The following is a 15,910-nucleotide window of genomic DNA, read 5'->3' on the forward strand; positions in this document are numbered from 1 at the left end:
CTGACCGGGTGGCCCGGCCGGAGGTGCAGCTGCGCGCGCTGCGTCGCGCGGACTTCCCCATGGTCGGCCGCTGGCTCGCCGAGCCGCTGGTCGCCCGCTGGTGGAACGACGACAGCTCCCTCGACGCGGTCGAGGCGCAGTACGGCCCGACGGTGGACGGCGCCGATCCCACGGCCGTGTACATCGCCGAGCACGAGGGACGGGCCGTCGGGCTCGTCCAGGTCTACCGGTTCGACGACGAGCCGGAGTCGCTGGCCGAGCTGTCGGCGGTCTGCCCCGTGCCACCCGGCGCGCTGAGCATCGACTACCTGCTGGGCGAACCGGACGTCCGCGGCCGCGGTCTGGGCGCGGCCATGATCACCGCGGCCGTGGCGCGCGGGTTCGCCGACCACCCGGACGCCGGCGAGGTGCTCGTCCCGGTGGTCGCGGCCAACGAGGCGTCGTGGCGGGCGCTGGAGCGGGCCGGTGGAACCCGGTACGCCGTCGGCGAGCTGGAGCCGGACAACCCGGTGGACAGCCGCGATCACGTCGTCCACAGATTCCTGCGACCTACAGCGGGGAGCCCCCGGCGGCCGACGGCGGGTTGATCCGCAGCACCTTGTCGTCGTCCGCCGCCGGCGTGCCGATGCCGTCGCGGTTGGAGGTGGTGATCCACAGCGCGCCCTGCGCGTCGGCGACGACGGTCCGCAGCCGGCCGTACTGCCCGCCGAGGAACTCCTCGAGCTCGCCGGAAACCGCGCCGCCCTCGTCCACGGGGACGACGTGCACCCGCTCGCCGTCCAGCGCGCCGAGGAAGACGGCGGGGCCCAGCACGGCGCAGCCGCCCAGCCCGTCCTCGCCGGGGACGATCTCGACCACCGGGCCGGCCGGGCCCGAGTAGTCGGCCCCCTCGACGAGCTCGTCGAGCTCGTCGGCGCCGCCCCGCGCGGCGTCTGCGGCGAACAGCCGGTCCTCCGCGCCCGCGCACACGGCGGTCACGTCGCGGTGCCCGCTGGTGAACACCCGGTCCGGTCCGACGGGGCCGCCGAACACGTCGATCCGCAGCACCTTCCCCGCCAGCGAGGCGGGGTCGGTGGCCAGCGCGGGGTTCCCGGCGTCACCGGTGCCGACGAACAGGCTCCCGTCGGCGCCGAAGAGCAGGCCGCCCCCGTTGTGCACCTCGCCCCGCGGGATGCCGGTGAGCACCGCGTTCGGCATCCCCCTGATCGGGAAGCGCACGACCCGGTTGTCGACGGCGGTGGACAGGTAGGCGTACAGCAGCCCGTCCTCGGCGAAGGTGGGGGAGACCGCCAGCCCCAGCAGCCCGCCGTCGCCGGCGGTGTCCACGCCCGGCACGACCATCAGCTCGCGGGCGGGGGAGCGGTCGGGGAACACCTGCAGGATGCGGCCGGTGTCGCGTTCCCCGACGACCGCACTGCCGTCGGGCAGCAGGGCCAGGCCGGTGGGCACGGCCAGCCCGGTGGCGACGACGTTGGGATCGCCGCCCTCCTCCTCGGCACCGGGCTCGGCGGGCCGACCGGGGGTCGGTGCGGACGACGGAGGAGGCCCGACCTCCGGTGGCGCGCCCTCGGGTAGCGGCCGGAAGGGGCCGGAGGGCTCGTAGCCGTCCGAGCCGCACCCGGCCAGCAACAGGGCGGCCGCGAGCAGCGCACCCGCCGTCGCCCGCCGCATGACCTCCACACTACGTGCGTCTGGGGCCGGGTCGTCGCCGTCGACGACGTCCCGAGCAGGCGCGGTGCCGGCGGCGTTCTCGCCGCTGTCGTGTCGTCGCACCGGCGGGGTCCTAGGGTCGCGGTGTGGCCGACCTCGCTCTCGCAGCCGACGACACCCTGCACGTGCTCGTTCCCTCGCGCGCGCTCACAGCCGCGGTCGAGGCGGTCTCGCCGCGGGTGCGCGCGCACCGCTGGGCAGCGGCCGACGGGCCGCCCACCGGCGACGCCACCCGTTCGGCGGTCTGGGTGCCGCGGTCCGGTGGCGCACCGTTGCCAGGCGAGGAGTTCTTCGCCGCGCTGCCCGACCTGCGCGTCGTCCAGCTGCTCAGCGCCGGAGCCGAGCGCTTCGCCGGCCAGCTGCCCGAGGGCGTCGTCCTGTGCAACGCCCGCGGCGCGCACACCCCGTCGACGGCGGAGTGGGCGGTGGCCGCGACGCTCGCCGCCCAGCGCGGGCTGCCCTTCTTCGTCCGCGAGCAGGACGCCGGTCGCTGGACGCCGCGCACCCACCACAGCCTCGTCGGCGCGAACGTCCTCATCGTCGGCGCGGGCGACATCGGCCGCCGCATCGGCCGGATGCTCGCCGGCTTCGACGTCGAGCTGACCTACGTCGCGCGCACCGCCCGTGACGACGTCCGCCCGACCAGCGACCTGCCCGAGCTGCTCCCGCGGGCCGACGTCGTGATCGTCATCGTGCCGGTGACCGAGGAGACGATCGGCCTGGTCGACGCCGGCTTCCTCGCCGCCATGCGCGACGGTGCCCTGCTCGTCAACGCCGCGCGCGGTGTCGTCGTCGACACCGACGCGCTGCTCGCCGAGCTGACCGCGGGCCGGCTGCGCGCAGCGGTCGACGTCACCGAGCCGGAGCCGCTGCCCGAGGGGCACCCGCTCTGGTCGGCGCCCGGACTGCTCATCACCCCGCACGTGGGCGGGGACGTGCCCGGCACGAACGAGCGCGCCGCCGCGGCGGTCACCGACCAGCTCCGCCGCATCCTGGCCGGCGAGCCGCTGGAGAACGTCGTCGACGCCTATTGAAGGACCCTCGTCCCCCCACCCCTCGCACGCTCGGGGCGGGACCCTGACGAGGGCCGTTCCAGTCCCTTCAGAGGAGGGGGATGCGGCCGTCGGAGGCGCGTCCGATGGCCGGCAGGTCGCGGGCGCGCACCGCGGGCAGCCGCACCTCCGTGCCGACGGTGGTGACCAGCCAGAGGTCGGCGCGCTCGCCGACGCGGACGCCGGCCACCTCGGTCCACGGCACCCGGCGCCGGCCGAGCAGCGAGCGGACGGTGACCGCCTCGCCGTCGATGTCGAAGCCGGTGCGCAGCACCCAGGCCGCGATCAGGGCCGGCACGACGAGCACGAGCAGGAACCAGGGCGAGGCCGCCGACAGCGTGGTCAGGCAGAGGGCGAACGCGAACACGGCCAGCAGCGTGGTGCGGTTCATGCGGAAGCGGGCCGGGGTGTCCACGACTCCCGATCCTCCCAGACGGCTCAGCCGGCCAGCCGGGCCAGCTTGGCGGCGCTGCCGGCCTGGGCCGCGGTGTAGACCACCAGCTGCAGGCCGGGAGCGTCGGCCGGGGTCAGCTGGTGGTGCTCGAGCACCAGGCTGCCGACCGCCGGGTGCTCGAACCGGCGCTCGGTGGAGGTGAACCGGTCGACGTCGTGGCTGGCCCATCCCGCGCGGAAGGCGGGGCTGGCCGCCTGCAGCCGGGTCACCAGGTCCACCACGGCGGGGTCGGCCAGCCGGGGGCCCACCTCGGCGCGGAACTGGGCGAGGAAGCGCCGGCTGTCGGCGTCCCAGTCCCCGAGCAGGGACCGCACGGCGGGATCGGTGAAGACGACCCAGAGCAGGTTCCGGTCGTCCGGCGCCAGGTCGGCCACCCCCGGGTAGAGCTGCTCGTAGGCCCGGTTCCAGCCGACGATCGACCAGCTGGAGGTGATCGCGTACGCGGGGGAGGAGCCGAGGGCGTCCATCAGCCCCTGCAGGTGCCCGGGCATCGCGTCCGGTGCCTCGACCGCCGCGAGCGGGTCGTTGCCAGAGAGCCGCAGGACGTACTCGCGCTCGGCCGTCGACAGCTGCAGCGTGCGGGCCAGGGCGTCGACCACCTGGCGGGAGGGCCGGATGTCGCGGCCCTGCTCCAGCCACGTGTACCAGGTGTGGCTGACCCCGGCGAGGAGCGCGACCTCCTCCCGTCGCAGCCCGGGCGTGCGGCGGTTGCTGCCGGCGGGGAGCCCGACGGCGGCCGGTGCCAGCTGGCGACGGCGCGAGCTGAGGAAGTCGGCCAGTTCGCGACGTGCGGAGACGGTCATCGGTGTCCTCGGTCGGTGGTGGTGTCGATACCAGTATCAGCACCGTCTCGGACACGTCTTCGGAGCGGCCTAGGCTCCTGTCCCGTGACGATCGGCGAGGACCTCATCCCAGGCAACGACTCCGCCAGCGCGACCCGCAGCTCGATGAAGCCGCGCAGCTACGAGGTGACCGACGGGGATGCCAAGGCCCCCGCCCGCGCGATGCTGCGCGCCGTCGGCATGGGCGACGAGGACATGGTCAAGCCGCAGATCGGCGTCGCCTCGTCGTGGAACGAGATCACCCCGTGCAACCTCTCGCTGGACCGGCTGGCCAAGCGGGCCAAGGACGGCGTCCGCGCCGCCGGGGGCTTCCCGATGGAGTTCGGCACCATCTCGGTCTCCGACGGCATCTCCATGGGCCACGAGGGCATGCGGGCCTCGCTGGTGTCCCGCGAGGTCATCGCCGACTCGGTCGAGACCGTCATGTTCGCCGAGCGCCTCGACGGCTCGGTGCTGTTGGCCGGCTGCGACAAGTCGCTCCCCGGCATGCTCATGGCCGCCGCGCGGCTCGACCTCGCCAGCGTCTTCCTCTACTCCGGCTCCACGATGCCCGGGAAGCTCGACGACCGGGACCTCACGATCATCGACGTCTTCGAGGCCGTCGGCGCCTGCGCCCGCGGGCTCATCAGCCGCGACGAGCTGACCGCGATCGAGAAGGCCGCCTGCCCCGGGCAGGGGTCCTGCGGCGGCATGTACACCGCCAACACCATGGCCAGCGTGGCCGAGGCGTTGGGCATGGCGCTCCCGGGCAGCGCCGCTCCGCCGGCGCCGGACAGCCGGCGCGACGACTACGCCCTGGCCTCCGGCGAGGCGGTCGTGAACCTCCTGCGCCAGGGCATCACCGCCCGGCAGATCATGACCAAGAAGGCGTTCGAGAACGCGATCACCGTCGTCATGGCGCTCGGTGGCTCCACCAACGCGGTGCTCCACCTCATGGCGATCGCGCACGAGGCGCAGGTCGACCTGTCGCTCGAGGACTTCAACCGGATCGGCGACCGCACGCCGCTGCTGGCCGACGTGAAGCCCTTCGGCCGGTTCGTGATGACCGACGTCGACCGCGTCGGTGGCGTGCCCGTCGTCCTCAAGGCGCTGCTGGACGCCGGCCTGCTGCACGGCGACGTGCTCACCGTCACCGGGAAGACGATGGCGGAGAACCTGGCCGAGCTCGGCCCCACGGACCCCGACGGCGCGATCATCCACGCGATGAACGACCCGATCCACCGCACCGGCGGGCTGGACATCCTGCACGGCTCGCTCGCCCCCGAGGGCGCGGTCGTCAAGTCGGCGGGCTTCGAGTCGACCACCTTCGAGGGCACCGCCCGCGTCTTCGACGGCGAGCAGGGCGCGATGGACGCTGTCACCGACGGCACGCTGAAGCCCGGCGACGTCGTCGTCATCAGGTACGAGGGCCCGCGCGGCGGCCCCGGGATGCGGGAGATGCTCGCCGTCACCGGCGCGATCAAGGGCGCCGGGCTGGGCAAGGACGTCCTGCTGCTCACCGACGGCCGCTTCTCCGGCGGCACCACCGGCCTGTGCATCGGCCACGTCGCCCCGGAGGCGACCGACGGCGGACCGATCGCCTTCGTCCGCGACGGCGACCGCATCCGGCTGGACCTCAGCACCCGGACGCTGGACCTGCTGGTCGACGACGACGAGCTCGCCCGCCGCCAGGACGGCTGGGCGCCGCTGCCCCCGCGCTACACCACCGGGGTGCTCGGCAAGTACGCCAAGCTGGTCGGATCGGCCGCGAAGGGGGCGATCTGCGGCTGACGCCGGCGCGGGCGGGCCCCCTCCCAAGGGGTGAGGTCCGCCGCGTCGGGCTTGGCCCTCCCCACCCCCGCTGCCGAGACGATCGGTGTGGACCCGCGTCGCTGGTGGTTGCTCGCGGTGGCCGTGCCGGCGTTCCTCGCCTGCACCGCTGCCGCCGCGACGCCTGCCCTGCAGAAGCTCGGTGACCTCTCCGTCGTCCTCGTCGGACTGACCATCTCGGCCGTCCTCTGGACGGTCGGGAGGCAGTCGGGGCGGTCCGCGGCGTGGCGGTTGTTCGCCGCCGCGCCGCTCTTCCCGGTGATGGGCGCCGTCCTGGAGGCGGCGCTGGCCCCCGGCGAGCCGGCGGACGTGGTCGTGGTCCGCTGGCTGCCCAGCGTGCCGGGCTACGCGATCGCGGCCGTGGCGCTGCTCGCCCTGGTTGGCCGGTCGCGGCTGCGCACCGGCCGCCGAGCGGCCGTCGAGCCGGCCCTGTTCCTCACCGCGAGCCTGGTGACGGTCCGCCTGCTCGTCGGCGGACTCGGTGACGAGTGGTCCGGCATGGCTCCGGGCGAGCGCCTGGTCCTGGGCGCGGCCGTGGTCGCCACCTCGGTCACGATGACCGCGGCCCTCCTGCTGCTCTGCGTGGTGGAGCCCGCCCGACGCTGGATGGCCGCGGTGCTCCTCGTCGGCACGGTGCTGCTCACCAGCGGCCGCGGGCTGGGTACGTCCGGCGTCCTCACCGAAACCGTCGCGCTGTCCGCGGTCGCCCGCTTCCTCGTGGTCGGCGGGCTGCTGCTGCTGGGCCTGGCGGTGCTGCTCGACCCGGGCCGGGAGGCCCCGGCGCCCGCGGCCCGCGGTCCCCGGCGCACCGTCGAGGTGGGCCAGGTGCTGCCGATGGCCGCCCTCCTCGTCGCCGTGACCTCCGCCGGCGTCGTCCGGTTCACCGGCCATCACCTCGACCTGGTCACCTGGACCGGGCTCGTGCTCGCCGTCCTGCTCGCCGCCGCCCAGCGGTGGATCTCGGCGTGCCAGGAGCAGCACCTCTGGGCGCGGCTGCGGCGCAGCGAGGCCTACTTCCGCTCGCTGGTGCACTCCGGCGTCGACGCGGTCGTGATCCTGGACGACGCGCTGCGGGTCACCTGGGCCTCGCCGGCCCTGGAGCGGGTCCTCGGGCCCGCCGCGGCGCAGCTCGTCGGGCGGCCCCTGCTCGCCGCCGTGCACCCGGAGGACCAGGCCCCCCTCGCCGAGGCGCTGGCCGCCGGCGCGGGAACCTCCGCGCTGCTGGGTCTGCGCCTGCGGGACGCCGACGGCGTCTGGCGCGCCCTGGAGGCCGGCATCGCCGACCTCCGGAACGACGGGGACGTCGGTGCCGTCGTCCTCCAGTGCCGCGACATGACCGAGCGGCAGGCGCGCGAGCGCTCGCTGCAGAGCGTCGCGTACACCGACCCCATGACCGGCCTGCCCAACCGCGCCGGCGTGCTCCAGCTCCTCGACGAGCGGCTCGCCGCCGCCGCGTGCGGCGCGGAGCCGGGCACCCTGCTGATGGTCGAGCTCGACGGCATCCTGGCCGCCCGCCGGCACGCCGGCCGGGACGTCGTGAGCACCGTCGTGGCCGAGATCGGGCGTCGGCTGCGCTCCACCGTCCGCGGTGACGACGTCGTCGCCCGCATGGGCGGCGGGGCGTTCGCCGTGCTGGCCGAGGGCCGCGGCGCCGACGCCGACCGGCTCGCCGGCCGGATCCTCTCGGTCGTCGAGCAGCCGATCCTGACCGCCGCCGGCATCGTCGACCTGACCGCCAGCGTGGGCCTCGTCGAGCTCGAGGACGGGCTCGCCGTCGAGGACGTGCTCGTCCGGGCCGACCTGGCGCTGCGCGCGGCCACCGATGCCGGAGCCGGCATGGCCCAGCGCTACCGGCCCGCCCTGGGCGAGGCCGCCGCGCGCCGCGAGCAGCTGCGCGAGGACCTCCGGACCGCGCGGAGCCGCGGGGAGCTGTTCCTGCTGTTCCAGCCCGTCGTGTCCCTCGCCGACCAGCGGATCGCCGGGGTCGAGGCGCTGCTGCGGTGGCGCCACCCGACCCTGGGTGAGGTGCCCCCGGCGGAGTTCCTGCCGATCGCGGAGCAGTCCGGCCTGATCGGGGAGCTCCAGCGGTTCGCCCTGGAGGAGGCCGCGCGTGCCGGCGCCGCCCTGCCCGAGGCCGCGGCCGACGTGCGCATCGGGGTGGACGCACCGGCCGGGTACGTCGCCACCGGCGCGATGATCGCCGACGTCGAGGCCGCCCTGTGCGCCTCCGGGCTCGCCCCGGAGCGGCTGGTGCTCGAGATCGGCGACGGCACCGTGTGCTCCAGCGAGGAGCGCGGCGCGCTCGACGTCTCGACGCTGCGGCTCATGGGCGTGCACGTCTCCCTGGCCGGCTTCGGTGGCGACTCCTCGATGCTCACCCACCTCACCAAGCTGCCCATCGACATGGTCAAGCTCGACCGCGCCTTCGTGTCGCGGATCGACCGGGACCCGAAGACCCGCGCGCTGTGCGAGTCGATCGTCGGCATCGGCCGGGCGCTGGGCATGTCCGTCGTGGCCGAGGGCGTGGAGACCTCCGCGCAGCTCGCCGTCCTGAATGGCTTCGGCTGCCACTACGCGCAGGGCTTCCTGCTGGCCCGCCCGATGCCGCTGGAGCAGCTGAGGGCGCTGCTCTCGGACGGCGCGGGTGCCGCGTGGCCGGTCCTGGTCGGCTCCAGCAGCCGGCGGTGACCGGGCGCGCGGTGGCCACGGCGTCCCGTGCGCCTCGCGCTCGCCGGGCCGGCGCTCGGGGGAGCGGCCGTGCGAATCTGGACACACCCGTCCACACAGTGGGACGGGTCGGTTGACGGCCGCCCGGGTCGAGGCGCACAGTGTGCGGGTGCCCCACGCCCGTCTGCTCGTCGGCGCCTGCTCCCGCAGCGTCCTCGTAGTTCCGTAGCGCGCCGGTCCTCCCGACCGACGCGCTCACCCCTCCGTGCCTGCGGCACGAGGGGTTTTTTGTTGCCCGACTCCGGTCGACGACCCGACGCACCCGCACCGCACGGCCCAGGAGAGACGCCGAGATGACCACCAGCCAGAGCGAGTCCGCCACCCGCGAGGCCGCCGCCGCCCTCACGGGCGTCGAGACCACGGCCCGCTCGATCGAGGAGGCCGCCGTCGAGCCGGCCTCGGGCATCACCGGGGCGCAGAGCCTCGTCCGCTCGCTGGAGGCGATCGGCGTCGACGTGGTGTTCGGCATCCCGGGCGGCGCGATCCTCCCGCTCTACGACCCGCTGTTCGACTCGAAGGTGCGCCACGTCCTGGTGCGGCACGAGCAGGGCGCCGGGCACGCCGCCACCGGCTACGCCCAGGCCACCGGCCGGGTCGGCGTCTGCATGGCGACCTCCGGCCCGGGCGCGACCAACCTGGTCACCCCGCTGGCCGACGCCTACATGGACTCGGTCCCGATGGTGGCCATCACCGGCCAGGTGCCCAGCGGCTCGATCGGCACCGACGCCTTCCAGGAGGCCGACATCCGCGGCATCACGATGCCGATCACCAAGCACAACTTCCTGGTCACCGACGCCGCGGACATCCCGCAGCGCATCGCGGAGGCGTTCCACCTGGCCGCCACCGGGCGCCCGGGACCGGTCCTGGTCGACGTCCCCAAGGACGTGCTGCAGGCGACGACGGACTTCGCCTGGCCGCCGCGGATGGACCTGCCCGGCTACCGGCCCACCACCCGCCCGCACGGCAAGCAGGTCCGCGAGGCCGCCGCGCTGATCGCCGGTGCGAGCCGGCCGGTGCTGTACGTGGGCGGCGGCGTGCTCAAGGCCGGCGCCACCGCGGAGCTGGCCGAGCTGGCCGCGCTCACCGGCGCGCCCGTGGTCACCACGCTGATGGCCCGCGGTGCGTTCCCCGACAGCAGCCCCCAGCACCTGGGCATGCCGGGCATGCACGGCACGGTCGCCGCGGTGACCGCGCTGCAGAAGTCCGACGTGCTCGTCGCCCTCGGCGCCCGGTTCGACGACCGGGTGACCGGCCAGCTGTCGACCTTCGCGCCCGACGCCCTCGTCGTGCACGCGGACATCGACCCGGCCGAGATCGGCAAGAACCGCAAGGCCGACGTCCCGATCGTGGGCGACGCCAAGGAGACCATCGCCCAGCTGGTCACCGCGCTGCGCGCCGAGCACGAGGCCGGGCGCACCCCCGACCTGGCCGACTGGTGGGCGCAGCTGGACGACTGGCGCAACCGCTACCCGCTGGGCTACGACGAGCCCGAGGACGGCGCGCTCTCGCCGCAGTACGTCATCGAGCGGCTGGGCGCGATCGCCGGCCCGGACGCGATCTACACCTCCGGCGTGGGCCAGCACCAGATGTGGGCCGCGCAGTTCATCAAGTACGAGAAGCCCGGCACCTGGCTCAACAGCGGGGGCCTGGGGACGATGGGCTACGCGGTGCCCGCCGCCATGGGCGCCAAGCAGGGCATGCCCGGCACCACGGTGTGGGCGATCGACGGCGACGGCTGCTTCCAGATGACCAACCAGGAGCTGGCCACCTGCGCCATCGAGGGGATCCCGATCAAGGTCGCCGTCATCAACAACGGCAACCTCGGGATGGTCCGGCAGTGGCAGACCCTGTTCTACGAGGGCCGCTACTCCAACACCAAGCTGCACGCGCAGAACGCGGACGGGACGCCCAAGCCGGTGCGGATCCCCGACTTCGTGACCCTCGCGGAGGCGCTGGGCTGCGTCGGCCTGCGGTGCGAGTCCAAGGACGACGTGGACGCCGTCATCGAGAAGGCCATGGCGATCACCGACGCCCCGGTCGTCATCGACTTCGTCGTGGGCTCCGACGCGCAGGTGTGGCCGATGGTGGCCGCCGGCGCGAGCAACGACGACATCCTGGCCGCCCGCGACGTGCGGCCCGTCTTCGGAGAGGGGCAGGTCTGATGCCACGCCACACCTTGTCGGTGCTGGTCGAGAACAAGTCCGGTGTGCTGGCCCGGGTCTCGGCCCTGTTCAGCCGCCGCGCGTTCAACATCGAGTCGCTCGCCGTCGGGCCCACGGAGAACCCGGGGCTGTCGCGCATGACGATCGTCGTGGACGCCGACGCCTCGCCGCTGGAGCAGATCACCAAGCAGCTGAACAAGCTGGTCGAGGTGATCAAGATCGTCGAGCTGGAGTCCGGTGCCGCGGTGCAGCGCGAGCTGCTCCTGGTCAAGGTGCGCGCACCCATGGCCGAGCGCACCCAGGTGCTCCAGACCGCCGAGCTGTTCCGCGCCCGCGTCATCGACGTCAACCCCGAGACGGTGACCCTCGAGGCCACCGGCACCCCCGACAAGCTGCAGGCGCTGCTCGCCGTCCTCGCCCCGCTGGGGATCAAGGAGATGGCGCAGTCGGGCACCGTGGCGCTGGGCCGCGGCCCGAGGTCCATGTCCGGCACGGGTACCTTGCGCCCGGTCGAGCGCACCGCCTGACGAACCCGTTCCACCCTCCCCGTTCCACCCCGCTAGAGCACAACCGAAGGGAACAGCACGCAGATGGCTGCCGAGATCTTCTACGACGACGACGCCGACCTCTCGATCATCCAGGGGCGCACCGTCGCCGTCCTGGGGTACGGCAGCCAGGGGCACGCGCACGCGCTGTCGCTGCGTGACTCGGGCGTCGACGTCCGCGTCGGCCTGCCCGAGGGCAGCAAGAGCCGCGCCAAGGCCGAGGCCGAAGGCCTGCGGGTCGTGACGCCGGCCGAGGCGTCCGCCGAGGCCGACCTGATCATGATCCTGGCGCCCGACCACGTGCAGCGCGGGCTGTACAAGGAGTCGGTCGAGCCGAACCTGCAGGACGGCGACGCGCTGTTCTTCGGCCACGGCTTCAACATCCGGTTCGGCTACATCAAGCCCCCGGCCGGCGTGGACGTCGCCATGGTCGCCCCCAAGGGCCCCGGCCACCTGGTGCGCCGCGAGTTCGAGAACGGCAAGGGCGTGCCCTGCCTCATCGCCGTCGAGCAGGACGCCAGCGGCAACGCCCAGGCCCTCGCCCTGTCCTACGCCAAGGCCATCGGTGGCTCGCGCGCCGGCGTCATCAAGACGACCTTCGCCGAGGAGACCGAGACCGACCTGTTCGGCGAGCAGGCCGTGCTCTGCGGTGGCGCCAGCGCGCTAATCACCGCCGGGTTCGAGACCCTCACCGAGGCCGGGTACCAGCCCGAGGTCGCCTACTTCGAGTGCCTGCACGAGCTGAAGCTGATCGTCGACCTCATGTACGAGGGCGGCATCGCCAAGCAGCGCTGGTCGGTCTCCGACACCGCCGAGTACGGCGACTACACCTCGGGCCCGAAGGTCATCGACGCCCGCGTCAAGCAGTCGATGAAGGAGGTCCTCACCGCGATCCAGGACGGCTCGTGGGCCGCGGCCTTCATCGCCGACCAGGACGCCGGCGCGCCGGACTTCAAGGCCAAGCGCGCCGCCGCCGAGCAGCACCCGATCGAGGAGACCGGGCGCAAGCTGCGCGGCCTCATGAGCTGGGTGTCGGCCTCCGACGACTACACCGGTACCGCCGCCCGCTGAGGAAACACCTCGTTCCCCCCACCCTTCGCAGGCTCAGGGCGGGCCCCTGAACGAGGCCGGGCCCCGTCACCGCGAGGTGACGGGGCCCTTTCCGTTCCGCTCAGTACCCGTAGCCGCCGGCGGCCTGGTACTTCGGCGAGGGACCGTGCTGGTTGGGGCCCGGGTCACTGTCGAGGCACTGGAAGACCAGCGTCACGATGCCGCCGAACGGGATGAGGTTCAGCAGCAGCCACCAACCCGAGCGGCCGGTGTCGTGCAGTCGGCGGACGCTGACCGCGAGGTAGGGGACGATCGTGCCCAGGATGAAGAGGAGGGTGAAGATCGGTGCCCCGATCAGCTGATCGACGACCACTGCGACGACGTACATGAGGGCCCAGGCGAGCACGAACCACCAGAACTCCGACCGCCGCGCGCGACCGCTGAACGTGGCGTACTGGGTGAACACGCTGCGCACCGCCGTGGCGATGTCCACCTGCGGCGCGGCGGGAGGCGGGGCGGAGTAGCCGGGGGCGGCGGGGTAGCCCTGGCCGTACCCGGGCTGCTGGCCGTAACCGGGCGCCTGGCCGTAGTCGGGCTGCTGGCCGTAACCGGGGGCCTGGCCGTACCCAGGCTGCTGGCCGTAGCCGGGGGCCTGGCCGTACCCGGGCTGCTGGCCGTACCCGGGCTGCGGGGGAGTGGCGCCCCAGCCCGGCTGGTCCTCAGGGGGCAGGTTGGAACCGCTGCCGGTCGGGTTCGTCACGAGGCGTCATCCTTCGGGTCAGGTGGCTCCGCCGAGGCGGCGGAGCGCTGGCGCGCGGAGTCTAGGGCGCCGGGGTGGCCGGCGAGGGCGATAGCGCGAAATCGCAACCCTTCGAGGGCGGCGCAGTCCCTAGGCTGCTTCTCCGTGACAGCCACCGTGCCGCACAGCCCGCCCGTCGTCCTGATCACTGAGGAGCTGGCCCCGAGCGTGCTGAAGGTGCTGGGCGACGACGTGGAGGTCCGGCATGTCGACGGGACCGACCGGTCCGCGCTGCTGCCCGCCCTCGCCGGGGCGGCCGCCGTCCTGATCCGCAGCGCCACCCGGATCGATGCCGAGGCCCTCGCCGCGGCCCCGAACCTCACGGTGGTGGCCCGCGCCGGCATCGGCCTGGACAACGTCGACGTCGAGGCCGCCACCGCCCGCGGCGTGATGGTGGTCAACGCCCCGACGTCGAACGTCGTCAGCGCCGCCGAGCACGCCGTCGCCCTGCTGCTGGCCGCCGCGCGCCAGATCCCCGCCGCCGACGCCACGCTGCGCGCGGGCCGGTGGGAGCGGTCGTCGTTCATGGGTGTCGAGCTCGCCGGGAAGACCGTCGGCGTCGTCGGCCTCGGGCGCATCGGCGTCCTCGTCGCGCAGCGGCTGGCGGCCTTCGGCGTCGAGCTCGTCGCCCACGACCCCTACATCCAGCCCGGCCGGGCTGCCCAGCTCGGCGTCCGGCTGGTGTCGCTGGAGGAGCTGCTCCGGGAGTCGCACGTCATCTCCATCTACCTGCCCAGGACCCCCGAGACGCTGGGCCTGATCGGGGCGGAGCAGCTGGCCATGACCCGGCGCGGCGTGATCGTCGTCAACGCGGCCCGCGGCGGTCTGGTGGACGAGGAGGCGCTCGCCGACGCCGTGAAGTCGGGGCAGGTGGGGGCCGCCGCCCTGGACGTCTACGCGACCGAGCCCACCACCGACAGCCCGCTGTTCGGTCTGCCCAACACCGTGGTCACCCCGCACCTGGGCGCCTCGACCACCGAGGCCCAGGACAAGGCCGGCACCGCCGTGGCCCACTCGGTGCGGCTGGCGCTGCGGGGTGAGTTCGTCCCCGACGCGGTCAACGTCCAGGCCGGCGGCGTCGTCGCCGAGGAGGTCCGCCCGGGCCTTCCGCTGGCCGAGAAGCTCGGCCTGGTGTTCACCGCCGTCGCCGGGGGGCTGGCCCAGTCGGTCACCGTGGACGTCCGCGGCGAGCTCGCCGAGTTCGACGTCGCCGTGCTGCAGCTGGCCGTGCTCAAGGGCGTCTTCTCCGACGTCGTCGAGGAGCAGGTCACCTACGTCAACGCCCCGCTGTTCGCCGAGCAGCGGGGCCTGGAGGTGGCGCTGACCAGCGATCCGGAGAGCCCGACCTACCGCAACCTCGTCACGGTGCGGGGCGCCATGGCCGACGGCCGCCCGGTCACCGTGTCCGGCACGCTGTACGGCAAGAACAGGGTCGCCCGCCTCACCGAGGTCGCCGGCTTCGAGATCGACCTCGCCGCCAGCGGCCGGCTGCTGTTCTTCACCTACGCCGACCGTCCCGGCGTCGTCGGTGCCGTCGGCGCAGCGCTGGGGGAGGCCGCCGTCAACATCGCCGGTGCCCAGGTCAGCCGCACGACCGACGGCGGCGAGGCGCTCATGGCCGTCACCGTCGACAGCCCGGTGAGCGCGGAGCTGCTCGAGGAGATCGCGGGCCGCATCGGCGCGCGGGAGGCCCGCGCCGCGGACCTCGACACCCTCTGACCTAGGGTCGTTGCCCATGCGCCTGGCAGTGATCCCCGGAGACGGCATCGGCCCCGAGGTCGTGGCGGAGGGCCTGAAGGTCCTCCGCGAGGTCGCCCCCGACCTCGAGACGACGTCCTACGACCTGGGCGCGGCCCGCTGGCAGCGGACCGGGGAGCTGCTGCCGGACACCGTGCTCGACGAGCTGCGCGGGCACGACGCGATCCTGCTGGGCGCCATCGGCGACCCGAGCGTGCCGCCGGGCATCCTCGAGCGCGGGCTGCTGCTGCGCCTGCGCTTCGAGCTCGACCACCACGTAAACCTGCGGCCGGCCCGGCTCTTCGACGGCGTCCGCAGCCCGCTGGCCGCCGAGGGCCCGATCGACATGCTCTGCGTGCGCGAGGGCACCGAGGGGCCCTACGTGGGCAACGGCGGTGTGCTGCGCAAGGACACCCCGCAGGAGATCGCCACCGAGGTCAGCATCAACACCGCGTTCGGCGTCGAGCGCGTCGTGCGGTACGCCTTCGAGCGGGCCGTTGCCCGCCCGCGCAAGCACCTGACCCTGATCCACAAGACCAACGTGCTCACCCACGCGGGCGGGCTGTGGTCGCGGATCGTGGAGGAGGTCTCGGCGGAGTTCCCCGACGTGCAGGTCGCCTACCAGCACGTGGACGCCGCCTCGATGTTCTTCATCACCGACCCGGGCCGGTACGACGTCATCGTCACCGACAACCTGTTCGGCGACATCATCACCGACGTCGCCGCGGCCGTGACCGGTGGCATCGGGCTGGCCGCCAGCGGCAACCTCGACGCCTCGGGTACCAACCCGAGCATGTTCGAGCCGGTGCACGGCTCGGCCCCCGACATCGCCGGCCAGGGCATCGCCGACCCCACCGCCACGGTCCTCTCGGTCGGGCTGCTGCTGGAGCACCTCGGCCGCACGGAGCAGGCGAAGAAGGTCACCGCCGCCGTCGCCTTCGACGTCGCGACGCGGGACCCGCAGCAGCAGCTCCGGACCGCCGAGGTCGGCGACCGGCTCGCGGCGCTCGCCGGCGGCTGAGC

The 15,910-nt window shown here is 74.0% G+C and carries 13 protein-coding genes; 9 read left to right on the plus strand and 4 right to left on the minus strand.

Annotated elements, in window-relative coordinates:
• The first annotated feature begins 8 nt into the window (after positions 1-8).
• The gene (locus tag DQ239_RS11120) at positions 9-587 is read left to right on the plus strand and encodes a GNAT family N-acetyltransferase (RefSeq protein ID WP_113834474.1); all 579 of its coding nucleotides are present in this window, start codon (positions 9-11) and stop codon (positions 585-587) included.
• Here the strand turns inward: DQ239_RS11120 and DQ239_RS11125 are convergent.
• Entirely contained in the window at positions 550-1,773 is a 1,224-nt protein-coding gene (locus DQ239_RS11125) for a PQQ-dependent sugar dehydrogenase (RefSeq protein ID WP_233489086.1), read from the minus strand. The genes DQ239_RS11120 and DQ239_RS11125 overlap by 38 nt on opposite strands.
• Before the next feature lie 23 nt (positions 1,774-1,796).
• On the opposite strand from DQ239_RS11125, the gene DQ239_RS11130 reads away from it, so the two are divergent.
• Positions 1,797-2,744, plus strand: coding sequence for a 2-hydroxyacid dehydrogenase (locus tag DQ239_RS11130; protein WP_113834475.1), 948 nt, complete (start codon positions 1,797-1,799; stop codon positions 2,742-2,744).
• A 67-nt stretch (positions 2,745-2,811) separates the two neighbouring features.
• Here DQ239_RS11130 and DQ239_RS11135 read toward each other — a convergent pair whose 3' ends face one another.
• A complete protein-coding gene (locus DQ239_RS11135; protein ID WP_233489087.1) occupies positions 2,812-3,177 on the minus strand; it encodes a PH domain-containing protein in 366 nt (121 codons plus the stop codon).
• A gap of 23 nt (positions 3,178-3,200) precedes the next feature.
• Positions 3,201-4,019 (minus strand): helix-turn-helix transcriptional regulator, encoded by an 819-nt coding sequence (locus DQ239_RS11140; RefSeq protein WP_113834476.1) that lies wholly within the window; start codon positions 4,017-4,019, stop codon positions 3,201-3,203.
• A 144-nt stretch (positions 4,020-4,163) separates the two neighbouring features.
• Here DQ239_RS11140 and ilvD point away from each other — a divergent pair, with 144 nt between their 5' ends.
• The 5 genes from ilvD (at position 4,164) to ilvC (ending at position 12,372) form a co-directional block, all read left to right on the plus strand.
• Complete coding sequence (gene ilvD / locus DQ239_RS11145; protein WP_113834608.1) at positions 4,164-5,828, plus strand: dihydroxy-acid dehydratase; 1,665 nt, start codon at positions 4,164-4,166, stop codon at positions 5,826-5,828.
• Between the two features lie 51 nt (positions 5,829-5,879).
• Positions 5,880-8,555, plus strand: coding sequence for a GGDEF domain-containing phosphodiesterase (locus tag DQ239_RS11150; RefSeq protein WP_147252084.1), 2,676 nt, complete (start codon positions 5,880-5,882; stop codon positions 8,553-8,555).
• Between the two features lie 332 nt (positions 8,556-8,887).
• On the plus strand, positions 8,888-10,756 hold the full coding sequence (locus DQ239_RS11155; RefSeq protein WP_113834478.1) for an acetolactate synthase large subunit: 1,869 nt from the start codon (positions 8,888-8,890) through the stop codon (positions 10,754-10,756).
• Positions 10,756-11,283, plus strand: coding sequence for an acetolactate synthase small subunit (ilvN, locus tag DQ239_RS11160; RefSeq protein WP_113834479.1), 528 nt, complete (start codon positions 10,756-10,758; stop codon positions 11,281-11,283). Before DQ239_RS11155 ends, ilvN begins: the two co-directional genes overlap by 1 nt.
• A gap of 63 nt (positions 11,284-11,346) precedes the next feature.
• Positions 11,347-12,372 (plus strand): ketol-acid reductoisomerase, encoded by a 1,026-nt coding sequence (gene ilvC, locus DQ239_RS11165; protein ID WP_113834480.1) that lies wholly within the window; start codon positions 11,347-11,349, stop codon positions 12,370-12,372.
• 100 nt (positions 12,373-12,472) lie between these two features.
• On the opposite strand, the gene DQ239_RS20915 is transcribed toward ilvC, so the two are convergent.
• A complete protein-coding gene (locus DQ239_RS20915) occupies positions 12,473-13,111 on the minus strand; it encodes a DUF805 domain-containing protein (protein ID WP_233489088.1) in 639 nt (212 codons plus the stop codon).
• A gap of 144 nt (positions 13,112-13,255) precedes the next feature.
• Here DQ239_RS20915 and serA point away from each other — a divergent pair, with 144 nt between their 5' ends.
• Both serA and DQ239_RS11180 read left to right on the plus strand, forming a co-directional pair.
• Complete coding sequence (gene serA, locus DQ239_RS11175; protein WP_233489089.1) at positions 13,256-14,869, plus strand: phosphoglycerate dehydrogenase; 1,614 nt, start codon at positions 13,256-13,258, stop codon at positions 14,867-14,869.
• 16 nt (positions 14,870-14,885) lie between these two features.
• The gene (locus DQ239_RS11180; RefSeq protein WP_113834482.1) at positions 14,886-15,908 is read left to right on the plus strand and encodes a 3-isopropylmalate dehydrogenase; all 1,023 of its coding nucleotides are present in this window, start codon (positions 14,886-14,888) and stop codon (positions 15,906-15,908) included.
• The last annotated feature ends 2 nt before the right edge of the window (positions 15,909-15,910 follow it).

It is taken from the genome of Blastococcus sp. TF02-09 (assembly GCF_003319105.1).
In the GTDB taxonomy this organism is placed as follows: Bacteria; Actinomycetota; Actinomycetes; order Mycobacteriales; family Geodermatophilaceae; genus Blastococcus.

Excerpts from the sequence above, each read along its gene's own strand:
- DQ239_RS11140 (WP_113834476.1), bottom strand. The coding sequence starts at position 4,019 with ATGACCGTCTCCGCACGTCGCGAACTGGCCGACTTCCTCAGCTCGCGC.
- ilvD (WP_113834608.1), top strand. The coding sequence starts at position 4,164 with ATGAAGCCGCGCAGCTACGAGGTGACCGACGGGGATGCCAAGGCCCCC.
- DQ239_RS11155 (WP_113834478.1), top strand. The coding sequence starts at position 8,888 with ATGACCACCAGCCAGAGCGAGTCCGCCACCCGCGAGGCCGCCGCCGCC.
- ilvN (WP_113834479.1), top strand. The coding sequence starts at position 10,756 with ATGCCACGCCACACCTTGTCGGTGCTGGTCGAGAACAAGTCCGGTGTG.
- ilvC (WP_113834480.1), top strand. The coding sequence starts at position 11,347 with ATGGCTGCCGAGATCTTCTACGACGACGACGCCGACCTCTCGATCATC.
- DQ239_RS11180 (WP_113834482.1), top strand. The coding sequence starts at position 14,886 with ATGCGCCTGGCAGTGATCCCCGGAGACGGCATCGGCCCCGAGGTCGTG.